Source organism: Blautia sp. Marseille-P3087 (assembly GCF_900120195.1).
Classification (GTDB): domain Bacteria; phylum Bacillota; class Clostridia; order Lachnospirales; family Lachnospiraceae; genus Blautia_A.
The window spans coordinates 630455-651194 of the sequence record NZ_LT635539.1 but is presented as its reverse complement, the minus strand read 5'-3'; the positions used below and the strand labels follow the sequence as shown (position 1 = coordinate 651194).

Sequence of the window (20740 nt, the reverse complement as noted above, 5' to 3'; positions counted from 1 at the left end):
GACGCGAACTAAAATTGAGAAAGGAGAGAAAATGTGCGAATTTGATGAAAAACTGGAAAATGCTCACATGGGAAGACTGATTCATATGTTGTCGCATCAGATGAAGCGGAATTCAAATGGTATGGAGTCTGTAATTGAAAATGATGAACTGACGGTCATGCAAAAACATGTGTTGAAATTTGTTCTTCTGGAATCTCTCCACAGGGATCTTTATCAAAAAGATATTGAAGAAGAATTTCAGATTCGTAAATCTACTGTAACCGGAATACTGAAGCTGATGGAGAAGCATGGGTATATATACCGAGAAAGTGTAGAAAAAGATGCCCGTCTGAAAAAAATAGTGCCAACTCCAAAAGCGGAAGAACTGAGACCGATTCTTCTGAAGCATATTGCGTTTACGGAGAATTATCTTACAAAAGGAATTTCGGAGGAAGATGTTATAACCTGTAAAAAAGTATTGTGTCAGATGTATCACAATCTTTCGGAAATGAATAAAAAGACAGATAAGGAGGCTGACAGAAAAAATGAACAAGAAACTGTTTAAATCAATCAGGGAATACAAAAAAGAGTCTATACTGGCTCCGATACTGGTAATTCTGGAGGTATTGATGGAAGTGCTCATTCCGCTGGAAATGGCAAAGATCATTGATGTGGGTATTGCAAATGGTGATCTGGGATATATTGTACAGCGTGGAGTGATTCTTGTGATTATGGCGATGCTTGCTCTGTTTTTTGGTGTGCAGGCAGGAAATATGGCGGCTGTGGCAGCTGCCGGATATGCAAAAAATCTTCGTCATGATATTTTCTACAAGGTACAGGATTTTTCCTTCAAAAATATTGACCATTTCTCCACATCGGGACTGGTCACACGAATGACAACAGATATTACAAATGTCCAGATGGCATATATGATGAGTATCCGCCTTCTGGCAAGGGCACCGATCATGATACTTCTTTCCTGGATCATGACCCTGATGATCAATGTAAAGGTTGCCCTGCTTTTCCTGGTTGTTATCCCGCTTCTTGGCGGAACACTGCTGTTTATTGCAAAAAAGGCACATCCGCATTTTATAAAGGTATTTGATGAGTATGATGAACTGAATAATTCTGTTCAGGAAAATGTCAATGCAGCTCGTGTTGTCAAGGCCTTTGTAAGAGAGGACTATGAAGTAAATAAATTCCATGGTGTATCTGATTATGTATATACGCTGTTCACAAAAGCAGAAAAAATCGTGGCATGGAACTCTCCGGTTCTGCAGTTTATGATGTACGCGGTTGTGATTCTGATCGCACTGATCGGCGGACGCAGTATTGTGTTCGGAACTATGGAGACAGGTGAACTGACAAGCGTGATCGTATATGCACTGCAGATTCTGATGTCACTGAATATGGTAACATTTGTATTTGTTATGATCATGATCGCAGAGGCATCTACAGACCGTATCACAGAAGTACTTGATGAAGTCCCGGAGATGCAGGATAAGACTGATGCGGTAAAAGAAGTCAAAAACGGTGAAATTGTTTTCGACCATGTAGATTTCAGCTATGCAGGTGAGGGTGGAAATCTTTCCCTGAGGGATGTAAATCTTCATGTCAAATCAGGCCAGACAGTCGGAATCATTGGTGGTACAGGAAGTGCAAAATCCACTCTTGTGCAGATGATCCCGCGTCTTTATGATGTTACTTCCGGAGCTGTTAAGGTAGCCGGAGTTGACGTACGTGACTACAATCTGGAAGTTCTGAGAGATCAGGTATCCATGGTTTTGCAGAAAAACGTATTATTTTCCGGTACGATCTATGAGAATATTCGCTGGGGCGACGAACATGCCAGTGATGAAGATGTTAAAAGAGTATGCCGTCTTGCACAGGCAGATGGGTTTGTCAGCGAGTTTCCGGAAGGATATAACACTATGATCGTGCAGGGAGGAAACAATGTCTCCGGTGGACAGAAACAGCGTCTCTGTATTGCACGTGCGTTGCTTAAGAAACCGAAGATTCTGATTCTGGATGATTCTACCAGTGCGGTAGATACAAAGACAGATGCGCTGATTCGTAAGGCATTCCGTGAAGAAATTCCGGATACGACCAAGATCATCATTGCACAGAGAGTTTCCTCGATCGAAGATGCAGACCAGATCATTGTGCTTGATGGTGGTAAGATTGCCGGTGTGGGAACCTCTGAGGAACTTTTGAAAACAAATGAAATCTACAGAGAAGTATATGAATCACAGGTGAAAGGAGGCGAAGAGGATGAATAAGAAAAAGAAAACAAGAATGACGCAAAATGACATAAAGACAGCGAAACGTCTTTTGAAATATGTGACAGAAAAATATAAGCTTCAGTTTATCCTTGTATTTTTCTGTATTCTTATCAGTGCAGTTGCGACAACTGCGGTATCCCTTTCTCTTCGTTACCTTCTGGATGATTTTATCCTTCCGTTGATCGGGCAGAAAACCCCGGATTTTGAAGGCCTTTATAAAGCACTGGCAGTTCTTGGATGCATTTTCTTTGCAGGTGTTGTTGCCACATTTATCTATACAAGAATGATGGTTTATATCGGACAGGGTGTGCTCAAAAGAGTACGTGACGATATGTTTGAACATATGCAGACACTTCCGATCCGTTATTTTGATCAGAACACAAATGGATCTGTCATGAGTCTTTATACCAATGATACGGACACTTTGCGTCAGATGATCAGCCAGGCAATTCCACAGGCATTGATGGCATTGTTCACGATTGTTGTAACATTTATTTCGATGCTGGTGTTAAGCCCGCTTCTGACAATTCTTGCAGTGCTGATCATTTTTGTGATGATGACTGTCACAGGAAAGATTGGCGGAAAGAGTGGAAAATATTTTGTACGCCAGCAGATGTCACTTGCTGATGTAACAGGATTCGTAGAAGAACGAATGAACGGTCAGCGTGTTGTAAAGGTGTTCAACCATGAGAAAAAATCGGAAGAAGAGTTTGACAGACTGAATGAAGCACTTTTTGAGAGCGCAGCGCAGGCAAACAAGTACGGGAATATGATGGGACCGGTGATCGGAAATATCGGTAACCTACAGTTTGTACTGACAGCGGTTCTCGGAGGTGTGCTTTCCGTTGCCGGAGTCGGCGGAATCACGCTCGGTGTCATGGCTTCTTATCTTCAGTTTACGAAGAGCTTTACACAGCCGTTTATGCAGGTGGCACAGCAGTTCAATTCCATCGTTATGGCACTTGCCGGAGCGGAGCGTATCTTCAATCTGATCGATGAAAAGCCGGAAGAGGATGAGGGCTATGTCACTCTTGTCAATGCAAGAAAAGATGCAGACGGCAACATCGTGGAATGCAAAGAGAGAACCGGTATGTGGGCATGGAAGCATCCACATTCTGCAGACGGTTCCGTATCTTATACAGAGTTAAAGGGTGATGTACGATTTGAAGATGTAACCTTTGGATATAATGAGGACAAGACAATCCTTCATGATATCAGCCTGTATGCAAAACCGGGACAGAAGCTTGCATTTGTAGGTTCTACCGGTGCAGGAAAGACAACGATCACCAACCTGATCAATCGTTTCTACGATATTCAGAAAGGTAAGATCCGCTACGATGGAATCAACATTACAAAGATCAAAAAAGATGATCTGCGCCATTCACTGGGAATCGTTCTGCAGGATACACACCTCTTTACCGGAACGATCCGTGACAATATCCGATATGGTAAACTGGATGCAACGGATGAAGAAATTTATGCAGCTGCAAAACTTGCACATGCAGACCAGTTTATCCAGATGCTCCCGAAGGGATATGATACTATGCTGAGCGGAGACGGTGAGGAACTGTCACAGGGACAGAGACAGCTTCTTTCTATCGCGCGTGCAGCAGTTGCAGATCCTCCGGTACTGATTCTGGATGAGGCAACTTCCAGTATTGATACCCGTACAGAGAGCATTGTACAAAAAGGTATGGATAACCTGATGAAGGGACGTACTGTATTTGTTATTGCCCATCGTCTTTCCACAATCCGAAACAGTGATGCGATCATTGTACTTGAACATGGAAAGATCATCGAGAGAGGTGATCATAAAGATCTGATCAGACAGAAGGGTACCTATTACCAGTTATATACCGGAAAACTGGAACTTTCCTGATCTTGTTTATAAAATAAAAGACAGAATCGTCCGAAAACAGATGGTTCTGTTTTTTTATGTGCTTTTTCACATAAATAGTAAAAAATGCACAAAAATAATTTATATTCTATGATTAAGTATGATATACTATGTACAAAAAAAGAAATGGGGAATCTATATGTTAAAATCATGGACGCCGGGCGAAATGCCGGACAGGGAAGAAATGAAAATACAGCTTGAAAAAACGAAAAGCAGTCTGTATGACCTCCAGATGAAGATCAAGGAGCATAAGCTGCCGGTGCTGGTTCTTTTTGAAGGATGGAGCGCGGCAGGTAAAGGCAGTATGATCGGCAAAGTGATCAAAAATATTGATCCTCGTTTTTTCAAAGTTGCAACGATGTCTTCACCGACAGAAGAAGAACTGCGCAGACCGTTTTTGTATCGTTATATGAAACAGATCCCGGAAGAAGGCAAATTTACATTCCTCGATTCTGGCTGGATGGAGCAGAGTGTCATGGATGTTCTCACCGGTGATCTGGAAGGTGATTTGTATGAAAAAAGAATTGAAAGTATCCGCCGATTTGAACGCCAGCTGACCGATAATGGATATCTTGTACTGAAATTTTTCATGCAGATCGATAAAGATGAGCAAGGAAAGCGCATGGAGAAGCTTCTGGGCAAAGAAGATACGAAGTGGCGTGTGACCGGTGCTGATAAATGGCAGCACAAGCATTACAAAAAATGCGAAAATGTGATCGACCGTTATATGAAAGATACCAACATGTCAACTTCCCCATGGTATATCATAGATGCGGCGGATAAAAAGTGGGCAGAACTGCAGGTTATGGATATACTGGTAAGCAGTATAGAGGTTGCATTGCAGAATCAGAGTCATTCCGTACCGATTCTCCAGAATGTATTTCCACTTGTGAAAATGCCGAAACTGAAAGATGTTGAGCTGGAAGGCAAGACAATAGATGAAGAGGAATATCAGAAAGAATTAAAGAAATTACAGAGCAGGCTCGGAGAATTGCATAACCGCCTGTATCGTAAACGTGTGCCGGTAATTATTACCTATGAAGGATGGGATGCTGCCGGAAAGGGCGGAAACATCAAGAGAGTCACCGGTGCGCTGGATCCGCGCGGATATGAGGTGCAGCCGATCGCAAGTCCGGAGCCGCATGAAAAAGCACGACATTATCTCTGGAGATTTTGGACAAGGCTTCCGAAGGACGGACATATCACAATTTTTGACCGTACATGGTATGGACGTGTTATGGTGGAACGTCTTGAAGGATTCTGCAGTGAAAATGACTGGAAACGTGCGTATAATGAAATGAATGAGTTTGAAAAAGAACTGCATGACTGGGGCGCTGTGATTATTAAATTCTGGGTACAGATCGACAAAGATACACAGCTTGAACGTTTTACCGAGCGTCAGAATAATCCGGAAAAACAGTGGAAGATCACAGATGAAGACTGGCGCAACCGTGAAAAATGGGATCAGTATGAAGAAGCTGTTAATGAAATGCTCAAAAAGACAAGTACTACATTTGCACCATGGCATATCCTTGAATCTGTAGATAAAAAATATGCACGTATCAAAGCATTAAAGATCATTATTAATGAACTGGAAAAAGCCCTGAAATAGGGGCTTTTTCTTTTGACGTTATATAGAGCGAGATCATGGGCGGAGATAATTCCGCATGGTTTTGAGAGCATTTTTTTCGAGGCGGCTGACCTGCGCCTGTGAGATTCCAATTTCATCTGCGACTTCCATCTGTGTTTTTCCTTCGTAAAAACGCATTTCAATGATGTGACGTTCGCGATTGCCGAGCCGTTTCATGGCTTCTTTGAGAGACAGCCTTTCCAGCCAGTGTTCTTCTTTGTTTTTGCGGTCACTGATCTGATCCATAACGTAGAGGGTATCACCGCCTTCGGAATAGACAGGCTCGTAGAGACTGACAGGATTCTGTATAGCATCAAGTGCATAGACAATCATTTCTTTTTCAATGCCGATTTCTTCTGCAATTTCTTCCATGGCAGGTTCTTTCAGATTCTGGCGGATGTAATTTTCTTTTGCATAAATAGCTTTGTAGGCAATGTCACGCAGGGAGCGGCTGACACGGATGCTGTTATAATCTCGCAGATAACGGCGGATCTCACCGATGATCATCGGAACTGCATAAGTAGAAAATTTGACCATCAGGGTATCGTCAAAATTATCAACCGCCTTCATAAGGCCGATGCAGCCAATCTGAAACAGGTCATCAGGATTTTCGTTGCTGTTCTGGAAACGTCGGATAACACTTAACACAAGACGCAGATTTCCTTTAATATACTGTTCCCTGGCTTCGGTGTCGCCCTGTTTGATACGCCGGAACAGTTCATCTTTTTCTTCCTGCTTTAAGACCGGAAGACTGGAAGTGTTGACCCCGCAGATTTCTACTTTATTAAGTGCCATCGAAATATCCTCCTTATTTCATTTGGTATTACAAATGATTCACAGGGAGGATGAGAAATATTCTTTTTTGAAAAAAATATAAAAAATAATAGACCTTGACAGGATCAGAGAAGGTGTTCTTTATGAAAACATTTTTCCTCCTGGATTTCTACGAGGATAATGTCATCACCAATCTGGCGAATACAGTTCCATGGAATGACATATTCATTGTCGTGACCGAAGAAACAGCAAAATTTAGCGGGACCCGGGACGATCAGGGCATTTATGCGTCCTGTGGTACAGTCAAATTCCAGATCGACGGGACAGCCGAGGCTTTTGCAGGTGCAGGTATTAATGATTTCTTTCTGTCGAAGCTCACAAAGTCTCATAAAAACACCGTTTTTTTTAATATATGAATATTTTTTACAGATATACATGACCTTTTGTTGACACTGTCAGAAAAAATAAATATAATTATTTTATTAAAGGGGAAAGAGGGGTAAATACTGTGAGATGCCCATTTTGTAATCAGGATAACAGTAAAGTTGTAGACTCAAGACCGGTAGAAGACACCAATTCCATCCGCAGAAGAAGAATGTGCGAATCCTGCGGCAAACGTTTTACTACATACGAAAAGGTAGAGACGATTCCACTGAGTGTGATCAAGAAAGACCAGACACGTGAACAGTATGACCGTGCAAAGATTCAGGATGGAATCTTACGCGCTTGCTACAAGCGTCCTATACCGATAGAAAAGATTGAAATGACGATGGATTCTATAGAAGGGGACATCTTTGACAGTGCGGACAGGGAGATTCCAAGTACCCGTATTGGCGAGATTGTGATGGAACATCTGAAAGACCTGGATGCAGTTGCTTATGTACGTTTTGCGTCCGTATATCGTGAATTTAAAGATGTCAGCACATTTATGGATGAGCTGAAGAAATTCATGGAGCCATAAGAAGAATAAGGAAACAGGAGAGAAGCATTAAGCTGAATTATCCAATAAAAAGGCGCTCCGGTCAGAACCGGAACGCCTTAAAAATTATGCTTTTATACAGTCAGAGAATTAAACAATACCCTGAGCGATCATAGCATCTACAACTTTTTCGAAACCTGCAATGTTTGCGCCGGCAACATAGTTGTCTGTCAGGTCATAACGTTTTGCGGCATCGCTGATCTTAGCGTAGATGTCAACCATGATCTGATGAAGTTTCGCATCAACTTCGTCAGATGTCCAGGAAAGTCTCTGGGAGTTCTGGCTCATTTCCAGTGCGGAGGTAGCAACACCACCAGCGTTTGCAGCTTTTCCCGGAAGGAAGAGAATACCGTTATCCATAGCGTACTCTGTTGCTTCTCTTGTAGTAGGCATATTAGCACCTTCTACAATATATTTGCATCCGTTTGCAACGAGGGTCTTTACGCCGTCAACATCAAGTTCATTCTGAGTTGCGCATGGAAGATATACATCACATTTGATGTTCCAGATGCCAACACCTTCTGTATAGGTAGCGCCTTCTACGCGGTCAGCATATTCTTTGATACGTCCACGTTTTACTTCTTTGATATCTTTCACTACATCAAGGTTGATACCGTTCGGATCATAGATGTATCCGTTGGAGTCGCACATAGCAACAACTTTTGCACCAAGCTGAGTAGCTTTCTGTACTGCGTAAATAGCAACGTTACCGGAACCTGTAACAACAACAGTCTTTCCGTCGAGAGAATCGCTGTGATCTTTCATCAGTTCATTAAGGATATATACAACACCGTATCCTGTTGCTTCTGTGCGGATCAGAGAACCACCATAGGTAAGTCCTTTACCTGTCAGGACACCTTCATAGAGATCGCGAACACGTTTGTACTGTCCGAAAAGATAACCGATCTCACGTCCGCCAACGCCGATGTCACCAGCCGGTACGTCTGTGTCTGCGCCGATATATTTGCAGAGCTCTGTCATAAAGCTCTGGCAGAATGCCATAACTTCTCTGTCGGATTTGCCTTTAGGATTGAAGTTGGAACCACCTTTACCACCGCCGATCGGAAGACCCGTCAGAGAGTTTTTGAATACCTGTTCGAAACCGAGGAATTTCAGAATGCTCTGGTTTACTGTAGGATGGAAACGAAGACCACCTTTGTAAGGTCCGATTGCGCTGTTGAACTGTACACGATATCCTTTGTTAACCTGTACGGTTCCGTTGTCATCTACCCACGGAACACGGAAAGAAATAATTCTTTCTGGCTCTACCAGACGTTCCAGAATGGAAAGACTGCGGTATTTTTCTTCATTACGGTCGATAACAACTTTAAGAGAATCCAGAACTTCTTTTACTGCCTGATGGAATTCTGGCTCGCCAGGATTCTGTGCAACGACTCTTTCATAAACTTCTTCTGTGTAAGACATGTTGATTTCCTCCTCATTCGCTTATTGAATCATGTCTATCTGTGTAAGACATTTGTCCATGAACTATTATACACGAAAGTGGTAAAGTTGCAAAGAAAATTGTAAAAAAAATAAAAAAAATATATTTCGGGGCGCAAACAAAATTTTGTATGGAATTTTACCTTGCGAAAAGTGTCTGAATATGAGATTATATTACAATACGAATAGAAAACTCATGGAGAGGAGTGAAAAAATGAGAACATTTGACAAATCAACGAAACTCGATAATGTACTGTATGATGTGAGAGGCCCGGTGGTTGACGAGGCGGCGAGAATGGAAGATGAAGGAAAGGAAATCCTGAAACTGAATATCGGAAATCCATATCCGTTCGGTTTTTCCGCTCCTCAGGAAGTCATTCTGGACATGCTCAGCAACATTCGTACATCTCAGGGATATTCTGATTCGAAAGGGATTTTTTCAGCACGTAAGGCAATTATGCAGTATGCGCAGCTTCGAAATATTCCAAATGTTTCAATGAATGATATTTATACAGGAAATGGTGTCAGTGAGCTGATCAATCTCTGCATGCAGGCACTTCTTGATAATGGTGATGAGATCCTGATTCCGGCACCGGATTATCCGCTTTGGACAGCGACAGCAACACTGGCCGGTGGTAATGTGGTACATTATATTTGTGATGAACAGTCCGACTGGTATCCGGATATTGACGATATCCGAAGCAAGATTACAGACAAAACAAAGGCAATCGTTATCATCAACCCAAACAACCCAACCGGAGCAGTTTATCCGAAGGAAATTCTGGAGCAGATCGCACAGATCGCAAGAGAGAAAGAACTGATTATCTTTTCGGATGAGATTTATGACCGTCTGGTTATGGATGAATATGAACATACTTCCATCGCATCTCTGGCACCGGATGTTTTCTGTGTGACATTTTCCGGACTTTCGAAGTCACATATGATTGCAGGTTTTCGTATTGGCTGGATGATCTTAAGCGGTGCGAAGGACAAAGCTAAAGGTTACATAGAAGGAATCAAGATGCTGTCTTCCATGCGTCTGTGTTCTAATGTTCCGGCTCAGTCCATTGTGCAGACTGCACTGGGCGGATATCAGAGTGTTACCGAATATATCAAACCGGGCGGAAGAGTTTATGAGCAGAGAGAATGCATCTACAATGCACTGAGAGATATTCCGGGAATTTCTGTTGTCAAACCACATGCGGCATTTTATATTTTCCCGAAGATCGATACAGAAAAATTCAACATCACGGATGATGAGCAGTTTGCACTGGATTTTCTTCATGAGAAGCAGGTGCTTCTTGTTCCGGGTAAGGGATTTAACTGGATGCAGCCGGATCACTTCAGAGTGGTTTATCTGCCGAACGTCAGACAGCTTGAGCGCGCATCGGAAAAGCTGCGTGAGTTCTTAAGTTCTTATCGTCAGCATAAGTAAAGAGTTACATTATTATAAGGTTTTATTTTGAGGAGGAAAAGCGGAGAAAAAGAAGCGGAGAAAAAAATCTGAATTTCTGAAAGGAGCAATATTACATGGCAGGATTTAACACAAAGGTAACACCGGAAATCGAACGACTGACACAGGAATGCAAAGATCATTCCAGTATAGATCTGTCTCTTTATGGAAAATATGATGTAAAGAGGGGCCTTCGTGATATCAATGGTAAAGGTGTCCTTGCCGGACTCACACAGGTTTCCAATGTACAGGCAGTAAAAGTCGTAGATGGTAAGGAAGTTCCCTGTGCGGGAAGTCTTTATTACCGTGGGTATAATATCAAGGATCTGACAGCTGGATTTGTAAGAGATAACCGTTTCGGATTTGAAGAGACGACATATCTTCTCCTTTATGGTAAGCTGCCAGACAGAAAAGAACTGGAAGATTTTCAGAAATTACTTGCAAATCAACGTTCATTACCGACAAATTTCGTAAGAGATGTTATAATGAAAGCACCGGGACGTGATATTATGAATGCACTTTCCAGAAGTGTGCTGACACTGTATTCTTATGATAATAATCCGGATGATATTTCACTTCCGAATGTTATGCGTCAGTGTCTGAACCTGATCAGTGTATTTCCGCTTCTTTCCGTTTACGGATATCAGGTATATAATCATTATGTAAGAGGAAAGAGTCTTTATATACACAATCCGAAGAGGGAACTTTCCACAGCGGAAAATATCCTGCGTATGTTGAGACCGGACAAAAAATATACAGATCTGGAAGCAAAGATTCTTGATCTTGCGCTGATCCTTCATATGGAGCACGGCGGTGGTAATAACTCTACCTTTACGACACATGTAGTTTCTTCATCCGGAACGGATACATATTCTGCTGTAGCGGCTGCACTTGGCTCCCTGAAAGGACCAAAACACGGTGGTGCCAACATTAAGGTCATTCAGATGTTCCAGGACATGAAGAAAGAAGTGCATAACTGGGAGGATGAAGACGAAGTAAGAAATTATCTGAAACGCCTTCTTCATAAAGAAGCATTTGATAAGAGAGGTCTTATTTATGGTATGGGACATGCAATCTATTCGGTATCGGATCCGAGAGCAGAAGTCCTGAAAGGCTTCGTAGAAAGCCTTGCCAAAGAAAAAGGCCGCATGAAAGATTATCGCCTGTATTCCATGGTAGAGTGGATGGCTCCGGAAGTAATCGCAGAAGAGAGACGAATCTACAAAGGTGTCAGTGCCAATGTAGATTTTTACAGTGGATTTGTATATAGTATGCTGGATCTTCCGCTTGAACTCTATACACCGATGTTTGCGGTAGCTCGTATCGTAGGCTGGAGTGCACATCGTATGGAGGAGCTGATCAATACAGACAAGATCATTCGTCCGGCATACAAGAACGTTCTTCCGGAAGCGGCATATGTTCCGCTTGATGAACGATAAAAGTTACAGACAGGAGAAAAGGATGTTTCGTTGTTTTTTTCCGGATGAATATCTGGATTCAGCATATGAGATCGACTACGAGAAGCTTTACGAAGAAGGGTATCGTGGACTGATCTATGACATTGATAATACGCTGGTGCCTCACGGGGCACCGGCAGATGACAGGGCGATAGCTCTTTTTGAACGGCTTCGCGGAATCGGCTTTGGTTACTGCCTTCTGTCAAACAATCAAATTGAGCGGGTGGCGCCTTTTGCAGATGCGATTCAGGCCAGATATATCGAAAATGCCCACAAGCCGTCTGTGAAGAACTACCGGAAGGCAATGGAACTTCTGGGAACGGATACCGGCAATACGATTTTTATAGGGGATCAGCTTTTTACAGATGTATACGGAGCCAAAAGGACCGGCATCCGCAATATTCTCGTAAAGCCGATCCATCCAAAAGAAGAAATCCAGATCGTTCTGAAACGATATCTGGAAAAAATAGTACTACATTTTTACAAAAAGGAGGAGGGGATTTCATGAACCACGTGGTTATCATTGGGTTTATGGGTTCAGGTAAAACAAGAGTAGGAAAGCAGCTTTCTAAAGATCTGGGGCTGCAGTTTGTCGATCTTGACAAACTTATCACCAAAAAAATGAATCTTTCAGCGCGGGAAATTTTTGAGAAATTTGGAGAACCATATTATCGTGCATTGGAAACAGTTGCCTTGAAGCAACTGATTCAGGACCCGGAGCGAAAAGTAATCTCACTGGGTGCAGGAGTTCCGCTTCAGGAACAAAACGAAAAATATCTTAAAGAACTGGGAACGGTCGTATATCTGAAAGGATCACTGACCACGCTGAAAAAGCGTCTGGCAGATTCCAAGAAAGATCCGATGCTTGACGGAGAAGACCGGGATGACAAGATCAAGAAGCTTTTGAAACAGAGAGATCCGGTATATCAGAAGTTTGCAGACATTCAGGTCGTTACCGGAGAAGTGCCATTTGAGGAACTTATTAAAGAAATTGAAGAGAAATTGTCTACATATGAAAAAAATAGTTGAAAAAACTTTCTGTATATTATAAAATAGTTGGTAGCGAACACACAAAGAAGGAGGATAATTAAAATGATTTCTGCAGGTGATTTCAGAAACGGTGTCACAATTGAAATTGAAGGAAATGTATGTCAGATCGTTGAGTTCCAGCATGTAAAACCTGGAAAGGGCGCTGCATTCGTAAGAACAAAATATAAAAATATTATCACAGGAGCTGTACTGGAAAAATCTTTCCGTCCTACAGAGAAGTTCCCGCAGGCACGTATTGACCGTGTTGATATGAGCTATCTGTACAATGATGGAGACCTTTACAACTTCATGAATACAGAAACTTATGATCAGGTAGCACTTACGAAAGAGCAGGTAGGTGACTCCCTCAAATTCGTTAAAGAAAACGAAGTTGTTAAAGTTTGCTCCTGGAATGGCAATGTATATGCTATTGAGCCGCCTCTGTTCGTAGAGCTTGAAGTTATCGAGACAGAGCCAGGATTCGCCGGAAATACTGCACAGGGTGCAACCAAACCGGCAACTGTTGAGACAGGCGCACAGGTAATGGTTCCTCTGTTTGTAAACCAGGGAGACAAACTGAAAATCGATACAAGAACAGGTGAATATCTGTCTCGTGTATAATTGATTAGAAGTGATGATACCACCGGAGAGATTCGGTGGTATTTTTTTATACAGAGAAATATTTTTTAACAGAATAAGGAGAATGATATCATGGAATATAGAACGCTTGGAAAGACAGGATTAAAGATTTCACGTATGGGATTCGGAGGCATTCCAATCCAGAAAATCGATGAGGAAGGAACCAAAAAGCTTCTTCATACAATGATGAAGAGGGGAATCAATTATATTGATTCTGCGAGAGGATATACAGTCAGTGAGCAGTATATCGGATATGGACTGGAAGGAATTCGTGATAAATTCGTGCTTGCAACGAAGTCCATGGCAAGAACAAAGGAAGCAATGGCTGCTGATATTGAAACCAGTCTGAAAAATTTCCGTACAGATTATATTGATCTTTATCAGGTTCATAACCCGAGTATGGAACAGCTTGATCAGGTAATCGGTGAGGGTGGCGCTCTGGAGGCGCTTATGGAAGCAAAATCAGTGGGCAAGATTGGTCATATCGGTCTTACTGCGCATTCTACTGCTGTATTTGAGCGTGCGCTTGATCTGGACTGGGTAGAAACGATCATGTTCCCATATAACATTGTAGAACAGCAGGGAGCAGAGCTGCTCCACAGATGTGCAGAGAAAAATATTGGATTTATTGATATGAAACCACTGGCAGGCGGAGCAATCGAAGATGCTACGCTGGCACTGCGCTATGTCTGTTCCAACCCAGATGTGACAGTTGTCATCCCGGGAATGGCAGAAGTTCATGAGCTGGATGAAAATATCAAAGCATGTTCTAATACAGAACCACTTACCGAAGAGGAACTGGCTAAGATGGACAAGATTCGTGAACAGCTTGGTAACGATTTCTGCCGTCGCTGCAATTATTGTGCACCTTGTACAGTCGGTATCAATATTCCGAGCGTCTTCCTTTTTGCAGGATATTTGCAGAGATATGATCTGGCAGACTGGGCAAAAGACCGATACCGCACATTGCCGGTAAAGGCATCCGCATGTATCGAATGCGGCAAATGTGAGCCGAGATGTCCGTACCATCTGCCAATCAGAGAAAAGCTAAAACAGTGTGCAAAAGATATGGGAGAATGATATGTTTAAAGATATAGTAAAAGCAAGCAGAAGCTACAGAGGATATGACGAGTCATATCATTTTATCAAAGAAGAGCTGGAGGATTTTGTAGATTGTGCACGTTATGCACCGTCCAGCGTGAATGCACAGCCGTTCCGTTATTATCTGGCATGGGAAAAAGAAGAAGTTTCACGCATCCAGAAACTGACAAACTGGGCGAGAGCACTGCCGCAGATGAAGCTTCCGCACCCGGGGATGTGCCCGACAGGATTTATCATCATCTGTCAGGACTTAAATCTGGGAGCATCTATTCCGAGATATCAGAAAGATGTCGGAATTGTAGCACAGACCATGCTCCTTGCAGCAGCTGAGAAAGGACTTGGCGGTTGCATGATTGGAAATTACAATGCAGATTCTGTCAAAAAAGAACTGAATCTGGCTGAGAACCTTGCACCGGTACTGATCGTGGCATTCGGCAAACCAGCCGAGAAAATCATCATCAAAGAAATTGAAGAAGGCGAAAATATCGCCTACTACCGCGATGAAAACGACGTACACTACGTACCGAAGCGCAAACTTTCCGACATCCTAATAAAGAAATGAATGAAGAATTTTCCACAAATTTTACATAAACCACCCTTGTATTTGATTTTGAAGCAATACAGTATTATGGACAATGTAAGAAAAGTAGAGGATACGCCGCTGAATTCGCAGGAGTTCTTTTATGAAGCTGCATATAGCAGATGTGAGTAATGCATGAAAGACCAAAAATTGACATTAATAAAATATTTTAATAAAAAATCGCCTGAAATATGGCGATTTTTTGTACTTTATTTGACTTGTTACGACAAAAGACGGTGTGCTATAATAAATGACGATTCGTTGTTCGTAAAGATTATACGGATAATGACCAGATTTTAATTCGGGAGGCGAATATAGTGAAATACCTTAGACAATTTGGAATCATTCTTGCTGTGACATGTGTGGGTGAGATCATGAAATATTTTATCCCGCTTCCGATACCGGGCAGTATTTACGGACTGATTCTGATGTTTGTACTTCTTCTGGCAAAGGTGATCAAAGTAGAACATGTGAAAGAGACCGGAGAGTTTCTGATCGAGATCATGCCGCTTATGTTTATACCGGCAGGGGTTGGGCTGATCACTTCATGGAGTCAGCTGCAGCCTTTTTTGGTGCCGCTGCTTGTGATCACAGTGGTATCTACGTTTGTAGTCATGATTGTAACCGGAAAAGTAACAGATTTTTTAATTTCAAAAAAAGAGGGGAAAAAGTAATATGGATAATCTGATCTTAAGTTCTGCAACGATAGGAATTGTGATCAGCCTGCTTGCATATGAGATTGGTCTTGCAGCACAGCGTAAATGGAAACTGGCGATTTTAAATCCGCTTCTGATCTCCATAGCACTTGTGATTGTATTTCTTGTTGTTTTTCATGTAGATTATGACAGTTATAATATGAGTGCAAAATACCTGAGCTATCTTTTGACTCCTGCAACAGTCTGTCTGGCAATTCCATTGTATCTGCAGCTGGATCTTCTGAAAAAGAATATCGTGGCAATTATGACGGGTGTTCTTTCAGGAGTGCTTGCAAGTCTGGGTTCCGTACTGGCAATGTCAATGGTGTTCGGGTTGAACCATAAAGAATATGTCACCATGCTTCCGAAATCAATCACAACCGCAATCGGAATGGGTGTTTCGGAGGAACTTGGCGGCTATGTGACGATTTCCGTTGCAGTTATTATTATTACCGGTGTACTCGGAAATATGTCGGCAGAATTTATCTGCAAAATGTTCCGTATCCGTAATACTATCTCAAAAGGTCTTGCAATCGGTACCGCATCTCATGCAGTTGGTACGGCAAGAGCAATGGAAATGGGAGAAGTAGAGGGCGCTATGAGCAGTCTTGCAATCGTTGTATGCGGACTCTGTACAGTTATAGGAGCTTCAATTTTCTCTTATATATGGTAATAAAAAATGGACCGGCTAACAGCCGGTCCGTTTTTTACTCTGCCATTTTTTTCTGTACCAGATCAAATTCATCGGTGATTTCTTTGGATGGTGCTTTTGTAGCAAGGCTCACCAGAATGATCAGGATACTGGAAAACAGAAATGCAGGGAGCAGTTCATAGAAATTCAGGAAAGATACATTTGGACGGACAAGGTATTTCCATACGAATACCATAACACCGCCGGAAACCATTCCTGCGAGAGCTCCCTGCCAGTTGGTACGACGCCAGAATAAGGCAAACAGTACAACCGGGCCGAATACAGCACCGAAACCTGCCCATGCAAAGGAAACGATGTTGAATACGGAACTGTCCGGGTTACGGGCAATGATAACAGCAATTACTGCAATCAGAAGCAGTGTAACACGGTCAGCAACCATGCTTTCTTTCTTGTCTGCTTTTTTCCTAAGGATGCTTCCGAGAAGGTCGGAAGAAACCGCGGAAGAAGCAGCCAGCAGCTGCGAATCAGCTGTTGACATGGTGGAAGCAAGGATACCGGCAAGAATCGTACCACCGAGCAGCGCCGGAATTATACCATATGTACTTAAAAGATCTGCAATCTTAACAATAATCGTTTCGGAAGCAGAGCCCTGAAGCATTTCGAGTTTGCCGGCTTCTGTCATACCAAGACCGATCACACCGATCAGTACGGCAACAGCAAGTGAAATTACAACCCATGTGGTTGCAACTTTTCTGGATAAAGAAAGTTTCTTTTCATCTTCGATTGCCATGAAACGAAGAAGAATATGCGGCATTCCGAAATATCCAAGTCCCCATGCAAGCATGGATATGATATTAATGAGCGGGTAGGCAGCTTCTGTGCCACTTACCGGATCGTAAGTAGTCATCATAGTGAGATATCCCGGAAGGGATCTTGCATGATCAATAACTGCGGAAGGACCGCCTGCTACAGAAACACCGAAGCCAAATACAATGATCAGTGCGATGGACATGATGATGCTTTGGATAAAGTCTGTTGTAGATGCTGCAAGGAAACCACCCAGAGTGGTATATCCGACAATGACAAGTGCACTGATGATCATTGCTGTCAGATAGCTTACTCCAAAAAGACTGGAGAAAAGCTTGCCGCATGCAGCAAATCCGGAAGCTGTATATGGAATAAAGAAAATAACAATAAAAATAGCTCCGATTGACTGCAGGATTTTTCGATTATCGCGGAAACGGTTGCTGAAAAAGGATGGCAGTGTGATAGAATTGCCGGACACATGTGTGTAGAGGCGAATTCTTTTTGCTACGATCTTCCAGTTGAGATAGGTTCCGATCGCCAGGCCGATAGCAGTCCATCCGGCATCTGCGATTCCGGAAAGATAGGCTAGTCCGGGAAGTCCCATCAGAAGCCAGCTGCTCATATCGGATGCCTCAGCGCTCATTGCAGTAACAAGTGGTCCAAGTTTTCGGCCGCCCAGATAGAAATCAGAGGTGTCGTTGTTTTTCTTGGAACACAGGTATCCAACATAGAGCATAGCACCCAGATAGACGATGATCGCTATCATAATACAGATGTGTGATGTTGTCATAAGTTCCTCTCCCTTCTGTTGAATGCATATTTATTCATCTGCGGATATGCACATACCTACAATATTATTCGAAAACATGAAAAAAGTAAAGAAAATTCTTGTAAAAATGATGGACGAGCTGCGGAAAAAACAAATCACACAAAAAAGACTGAGAAAGCGCATAAAATCAGGAAAAAACGACTGACCCCAAAGACCGCATTTGTCGAAAAAGCTATGTAATTGTATGACGAATTGAGTTGACGTAAAGACGAGTCGGAATATAGAATGATGATGAAACCTATAGTTATTGCACAAACGGAGGAAGAAAATTGGAAAATAAAACTGAAATCGTAATCGCAAATTACATTGAAACAATGATGAAAGAAAGGAGGCAGAGAATATTTGCTTCTGATGAATATATTCAGCAGGACAACGGAGATCTTGTTTATCTGGAAGAACGGTACAACAGCCTGAATATTCCCCATACGATCAGAAGAGTAATTGATGACTATATAGCATGCCTGGAATCAAGAGATGAAAGATATGCAGACATGTCTTATGTAGCAGGAATGGGAGATGCAATAAAAATGCTCATGAATATGGGGGTATTAAATAATCAGGGTCAGTGCCTTGCACATGCGGAATAGTATCACAGAAACAAAAATCTGTAAAAATGGAACTTATTAACGTTTATGCAATAAAAGACTATATTTATTTTAATAAAAAGGCATAGCCGGGGAAATCTGGTGACGCAAAACTATAGGGTCTAAGCAAATGTATGACAGCCAGTTGCAGGAGAGATATATATAATTCTTTTAGAACAGTAACTTTTTAATGAAAATTAAATAATTTGATTTCATTGAAAAAAAGCTGACGTCCATCCCGTGGTTTCAGGATGAACGTCAGTTTTTTGTTGTTATGATCTTACAGATCTATGAGATATTCCAAAATGGACCTGGCGGGAATCGAACCCGCGTCCGAAAGCCTATCCCTTGCGGTATCTCCCATCACAGTCGCTGATTTGACATTCCCTCGGCAGCACGCCCACCGACAGGCTTACTGCTTCAGTAGCTTCATGATACATCTACCGGGGCAAAGCTTACCCGGCAAGGTTTCTCACATAGTCGACGCCAGATTCCTAAAGTGTGAGTGCTCTAGGGCTGACGAGCAGCGCTTAGGCTGCTAACGCGTACTGTTCGTCTGCGTTTATATTTAGTTTCCCGGTTGATGCGCAGTCCAGGAGTCTGCGGATGGCTGCCTCAACTTCAAAGCCCCCGTCGAAACCAGTACAAGCCCTGAAAAGGTACGAAAGACAAATAAAAAATCTTCCGATATTACTGGTAAACAGACGATGCTTTTGTTCTGACTGATTCTTATTATATGAAAGAACACGGTTGCTTGTCAAGTATAGTTGCGTTGTTTTTGATGGAATTTATAAAAATAAGAAAAAATCTTGACAGCACTAGTTAGAAGATATAAACTTGTGATAGCTAAAACAAACTACAGTTACCGAACGCGAAGTAAGGTAACAGAAAACAAACCGGTCGGATCAGGAGGAGCGAAAATGGAAGTACTACAAGAAGAAATATATGATCATACATCAGATTCTGCTCGGGAATCCTTCCGTAATCAGCAGTATCAGAGAGGCAGTATGCAGCGCAGTGCCATTGTGGACAGACTCAGACGTGAGGGCTGCAGAATCACAAAACAGAGAAAAATCATACTTGATATTATTCTTCAGGAAGAATGTACATGCTGTAAAGAAATCTATTTCCTTGCATCGAAGAAAGATCCCAACATCGGAATGGCAACGATATACAGAATGATCAATCTTCTGGAGGAAATCGGTGCATTAAAAAGAAAAAGTGCTTACCGGCTCTGCGATGAGCAGGCAGGGGTACCAATCTGTTGTGTGCAGCTGGATGACCAGACGAACATCCGCCTTGATAATGAAAAGCTTTGTAAAATTATTGAAAAGGGTATGGAATCCTGCGGCTATCTTCAGTCAAGAAGAGTAAGTAAAGTACTGGTAGAAAGCGGCAACTAACCGGTTTCTGCCGAAAAAATATACAAAGCGGTGAAATACCTTTGATTTTTGATGACATTGAGAAAATTTCTCATTTACTCAAGTTAGTCTGGACTTTTGCTTTGAAGAATTTATAATATGTGTAATGCCAAGGCAACGAGGCGGTGAAAATGATAAAAAATTAATGATATAGAGGAGGAATTTACCATGATTAAATTTGATAAGAAACACAGCGGAGTATTTGCAGCAGGAGTATTATTTGGCACAGCAGGAATTAAACTTCTTTCCAGCAAAGATGCAAAAAAAGTTTACACAAACTGTACAGCAGCAGTTCTTCGTGCAAAAGACTGCGTAATGAAGACTGTATCTAAAGTTCAGGAAAACGCAGAAGACATTTACGCAGAAGCACAGCAGATCAACGAAGACCGTGCAGCAGCTGAGGAAGTATTTGAAGATACTGCTGAGGAAGAGTCCTTTAAAGAAACAGAGGAAACTGCAGCAGAAGAGGAATAAATAAAAGACACCTGTGGTCAAGCACTGCAGGTGTT

21 protein-coding genes, 1 other RNA gene and 1 riboswitch are annotated in these 20740 nt (G+C 42.2%); of the genes, 17 read left to right on the top strand and 5 right to left on the bottom strand.

What is annotated here, in order from left to right; translation table 11 throughout:
* Positions 1–31: 31 nt before the first annotated feature.
* From BQ7344_RS03010 to pap, 4 genes are all read left to right on the top strand, one after another.
* On the top strand, positions 32–544 hold the full coding sequence (locus BQ7344_RS03010; RefSeq protein ID WP_072521383.1) for a MarR family winged helix-turn-helix transcriptional regulator: 513 nt from the start codon (positions 32–34) through the stop codon (positions 542–544).
* Positions 525–2258, top strand: a complete 1734-nt coding sequence (locus tag BQ7344_RS03005; RefSeq protein WP_072521382.1) for an ABC transporter ATP-binding protein — start codon at positions 525–527, stop codon at positions 2256–2258. The genes BQ7344_RS03010 and BQ7344_RS03005 overlap by 20 nt, the downstream gene beginning before the upstream one ends.
* Positions 2251–4140, top strand: a complete 1890-nt coding sequence (locus BQ7344_RS03000) for an ABC transporter ATP-binding protein (RefSeq protein WP_072521381.1) — start codon at positions 2251–2253, stop codon at positions 4138–4140. The genes BQ7344_RS03005 and BQ7344_RS03000 overlap by 8 nt, the downstream gene beginning before the upstream one ends.
* A 157-nt stretch (positions 4141–4297) precedes the next feature.
* Positions 4298–5770, top strand: coding sequence for a polyphosphate:AMP phosphotransferase (gene pap / locus BQ7344_RS02995; RefSeq protein ID WP_072521380.1), 1473 nt, complete (start codon positions 4298–4300; stop codon positions 5768–5770).
* Between the two features lie 33 nt (positions 5771–5803).
* On the opposite strand, the gene sigG is transcribed toward pap, so the two are convergent.
* The gene (sigG, locus tag BQ7344_RS02990) at positions 5804–6583 is read right to left on the bottom strand and encodes an RNA polymerase sporulation sigma factor SigG (protein ID WP_072521379.1); all 780 of its coding nucleotides are present in this window, start codon (positions 6581–6583) and stop codon (positions 5804–5806) included.
* Between the two features lie 104 nt (positions 6584–6687).
* The gene (locus BQ7344_RS02985) at positions 6688–6951 is read right to left on the bottom strand and encodes a YlmC/YmxH family sporulation protein (RefSeq protein WP_072523332.1); all 264 of its coding nucleotides are present in this window, start codon (positions 6949–6951) and stop codon (positions 6688–6690) included.
* 119 nt (positions 6952–7070) lie between these two features.
* Here BQ7344_RS02985 and nrdR point away from each other — a divergent pair, with 119 nt between their 5' ends.
* Positions 7071–7523: a transcriptional regulator NrdR gene (gene nrdR, locus BQ7344_RS02980; protein ID WP_072521378.1), complete on the top strand. Its 453-nt coding sequence runs from the start codon at positions 7071–7073 to the stop codon at positions 7521–7523.
* A gap of 108 nt (positions 7524–7631) precedes the next feature.
* On the opposite strand, the gene gdhA is transcribed toward nrdR, so the two are convergent.
* Positions 7632–8966, bottom strand: coding sequence for an NADP-specific glutamate dehydrogenase (gene gdhA / locus BQ7344_RS02975; protein ID WP_072521377.1), 1335 nt, complete (start codon positions 8964–8966; stop codon positions 7632–7634).
* A gap of 232 nt (positions 8967–9198) precedes the next feature.
* Between gdhA and BQ7344_RS02970 the strand changes: the two genes are divergently transcribed.
* From BQ7344_RS02970 to BQ7344_RS02930, 9 genes are all read left to right on the top strand, one after another.
* Positions 9199–10419: an aminotransferase class I/II-fold pyridoxal phosphate-dependent enzyme gene (locus BQ7344_RS02970; protein ID WP_072521376.1), complete on the top strand. Its 1221-nt coding sequence runs from the start codon at positions 9199–9201 to the stop codon at positions 10417–10419.
* Between the two features lie 95 nt (positions 10420–10514).
* Positions 10515–11876 carry a citrate/2-methylcitrate synthase gene (locus BQ7344_RS02965; protein ID WP_072521375.1) on the top strand — a complete coding sequence of 454 codons (1362 nt, stop codon included), beginning with the start codon at positions 10515–10517 and terminating at the stop codon, positions 11874–11876.
* Positions 11877–11898: 22 nt separating this feature from the next.
* Positions 11899–12402, top strand: coding sequence for a YqeG family HAD IIIA-type phosphatase (locus tag BQ7344_RS02960; RefSeq protein WP_072521374.1), 504 nt, complete (start codon positions 11899–11901; stop codon positions 12400–12402).
* Positions 12399–12923, top strand: coding sequence for a shikimate kinase (locus BQ7344_RS02955; protein ID WP_072521373.1), 525 nt, complete (start codon positions 12399–12401; stop codon positions 12921–12923). Before BQ7344_RS02960 ends, BQ7344_RS02955 begins: the two co-directional genes overlap by 4 nt.
* A 63-nt stretch (positions 12924–12986) precedes the next feature.
* The gene (gene efp, locus BQ7344_RS02950; RefSeq protein WP_005427567.1) at positions 12987–13544 is read left to right on the top strand and encodes an elongation factor P; all 558 of its coding nucleotides are present in this window, start codon (positions 12987–12989) and stop codon (positions 13542–13544) included.
* Positions 13545–13634: 90 nt separating this feature from the next.
* The gene (locus BQ7344_RS02945; RefSeq protein ID WP_072521372.1) at positions 13635–14642 is read left to right on the top strand and encodes an aldo/keto reductase; all 1008 of its coding nucleotides are present in this window, start codon (positions 13635–13637) and stop codon (positions 14640–14642) included.
* A gap of 1 nt (position 14643) precedes the next feature.
* Positions 14644–15225: a nitroreductase family protein gene (locus BQ7344_RS02940; RefSeq protein WP_072521371.1), complete on the top strand. Its 582-nt coding sequence runs from the start codon at positions 14644–14646 to the stop codon at positions 15223–15225.
* Between the two features lie 335 nt (positions 15226–15560).
* Positions 15561–15917 (top strand): CidA/LrgA family protein, encoded by a 357-nt coding sequence (locus BQ7344_RS02935; protein WP_072521370.1) that lies wholly within the window; start codon positions 15561–15563, stop codon positions 15915–15917.
* Position 15918: 1 nt separating this feature from the next.
* Positions 15919–16611, top strand: coding sequence for an LrgB family protein (locus BQ7344_RS02930; RefSeq protein ID WP_072521369.1), 693 nt, complete (start codon positions 15919–15921; stop codon positions 16609–16611).
* Positions 16612–16645: 34 nt separating this feature from the next.
* On the opposite strand, the gene putP is transcribed toward BQ7344_RS02930, so the two are convergent.
* Complete coding sequence (gene putP, locus BQ7344_RS02925; protein ID WP_072521368.1) at positions 16646–18187, bottom strand: sodium/proline symporter PutP; 1542 nt, start codon at positions 18185–18187, stop codon at positions 16646–16648.
* A gap of 308 nt (positions 18188–18495) precedes the next feature.
* Between putP and BQ7344_RS02915 the strand changes: the two genes are divergently transcribed.
* Positions 18496–18813, top strand: coding sequence for a hypothetical protein (locus BQ7344_RS02915; RefSeq protein WP_083585467.1), 318 nt, complete (start codon positions 18496–18498; stop codon positions 18811–18813).
* 69 nt (positions 18814–18882) lie between these two features.
* A riboswitch (cyclic di-GMP riboswitch) is annotated at positions 18883–18963 on the top strand.
* 150 nt (positions 18964–19113) lie between these two features.
* On the opposite strand, the gene ssrA is transcribed toward BQ7344_RS02915, so the two are convergent.
* Positions 19114–19462: a transfer-messenger RNA gene (gene ssrA, locus BQ7344_RS02910) on the bottom strand.
* Positions 19463–19730: 268 nt separating this feature from the next.
* On the opposite strand from ssrA, the gene BQ7344_RS02905 reads away from it, so the two are divergent.
* Complete coding sequence (locus tag BQ7344_RS02905) at positions 19731–20213, top strand: transcriptional repressor (protein WP_015542455.1); 483 nt, start codon at positions 19731–19733, stop codon at positions 20211–20213.
* A 186-nt stretch (positions 20214–20399) separates the two neighbouring features.
* On the top strand, positions 20400–20705 hold the full coding sequence (locus tag BQ7344_RS02900) for a DUF6110 family protein (protein WP_072521366.1): 306 nt from the start codon (positions 20400–20402) through the stop codon (positions 20703–20705).
* Positions 20706–20740 lie beyond the last annotated feature (35 nt).

What these genes read in the sequence shown, in the direction of transcription:
- BQ7344_RS03010 (WP_072521383.1), top strand. Translation starts at nt 32, where the DNA reads ATGTGCGAATTTGATGAAAAACTGGAAAATGCTCACATGGGAAGACTG.
- BQ7344_RS03005 (WP_072521382.1), top strand. Translation starts at nt 525, where the DNA reads ATGAACAAGAAACTGTTTAAATCAATCAGGGAATACAAAAAAGAGTCT.
- BQ7344_RS03000 (WP_072521381.1), top strand. Translation starts at nt 2,251, where the DNA reads ATGAATAAGAAAAAGAAAACAAGAATGACGCAAAATGACATAAAGACA.
- pap (WP_072521380.1), top strand. Translation starts at nt 4,298, where the DNA reads ATGTTAAAATCATGGACGCCGGGCGAAATGCCGGACAGGGAAGAAATG.
- sigG (WP_072521379.1), bottom strand. Translation starts at nt 6,583, where the DNA reads ATGGCACTTAATAAAGTAGAAATCTGCGGGGTCAACACTTCCAGTCTT.
- BQ7344_RS02985 (WP_072523332.1), bottom strand. Translation starts at nt 6,951, where the DNA reads ATGAGACTTTGTGAGCTTCGACAGAAAGAAATCATTAATACCTGCACC.
- gdhA (WP_072521377.1), bottom strand. Translation starts at nt 8,966, where the DNA reads ATGTCTTACACAGAAGAAGTTTATGAAAGAGTCGTTGCACAGAATCCT.
- BQ7344_RS02970 (WP_072521376.1), top strand. Translation starts at nt 9,199, where the DNA reads ATGAGAACATTTGACAAATCAACGAAACTCGATAATGTACTGTATGAT.
- BQ7344_RS02965 (WP_072521375.1), top strand. Translation starts at nt 10,515, where the DNA reads ATGGCAGGATTTAACACAAAGGTAACACCGGAAATCGAACGACTGACA.
- BQ7344_RS02960 (WP_072521374.1), top strand. Translation starts at nt 11,899, where the DNA reads ATGTTTCGTTGTTTTTTTCCGGATGAATATCTGGATTCAGCATATGAG.
- BQ7344_RS02955 (WP_072521373.1), top strand. Translation starts at nt 12,399, where the DNA reads ATGAACCACGTGGTTATCATTGGGTTTATGGGTTCAGGTAAAACAAGA.
- efp (WP_005427567.1), top strand. Translation starts at nt 12,987, where the DNA reads ATGATTTCTGCAGGTGATTTCAGAAACGGTGTCACAATTGAAATTGAA.
- BQ7344_RS02945 (WP_072521372.1), top strand. Translation starts at nt 13,635, where the DNA reads ATGGAATATAGAACGCTTGGAAAGACAGGATTAAAGATTTCACGTATG.
- BQ7344_RS02940 (WP_072521371.1), top strand. Translation starts at nt 14,644, where the DNA reads ATGTTTAAAGATATAGTAAAAGCAAGCAGAAGCTACAGAGGATATGAC.
- BQ7344_RS02930 (WP_072521369.1), top strand. Translation starts at nt 15,919, where the DNA reads ATGGATAATCTGATCTTAAGTTCTGCAACGATAGGAATTGTGATCAGC.
- putP (WP_072521368.1), bottom strand. Translation starts at nt 18,187, where the DNA reads ATGACAACATCACACATCTGTATTATGATAGCGATCATCGTCTATCTG.
- BQ7344_RS02905 (WP_015542455.1), top strand. Translation starts at nt 19,731, where the DNA reads ATGGAAGTACTACAAGAAGAAATATATGATCATACATCAGATTCTGCT.
- BQ7344_RS02900 (WP_072521366.1), top strand. Translation starts at nt 20,400, where the DNA reads ATGATTAAATTTGATAAGAAACACAGCGGAGTATTTGCAGCAGGAGTA.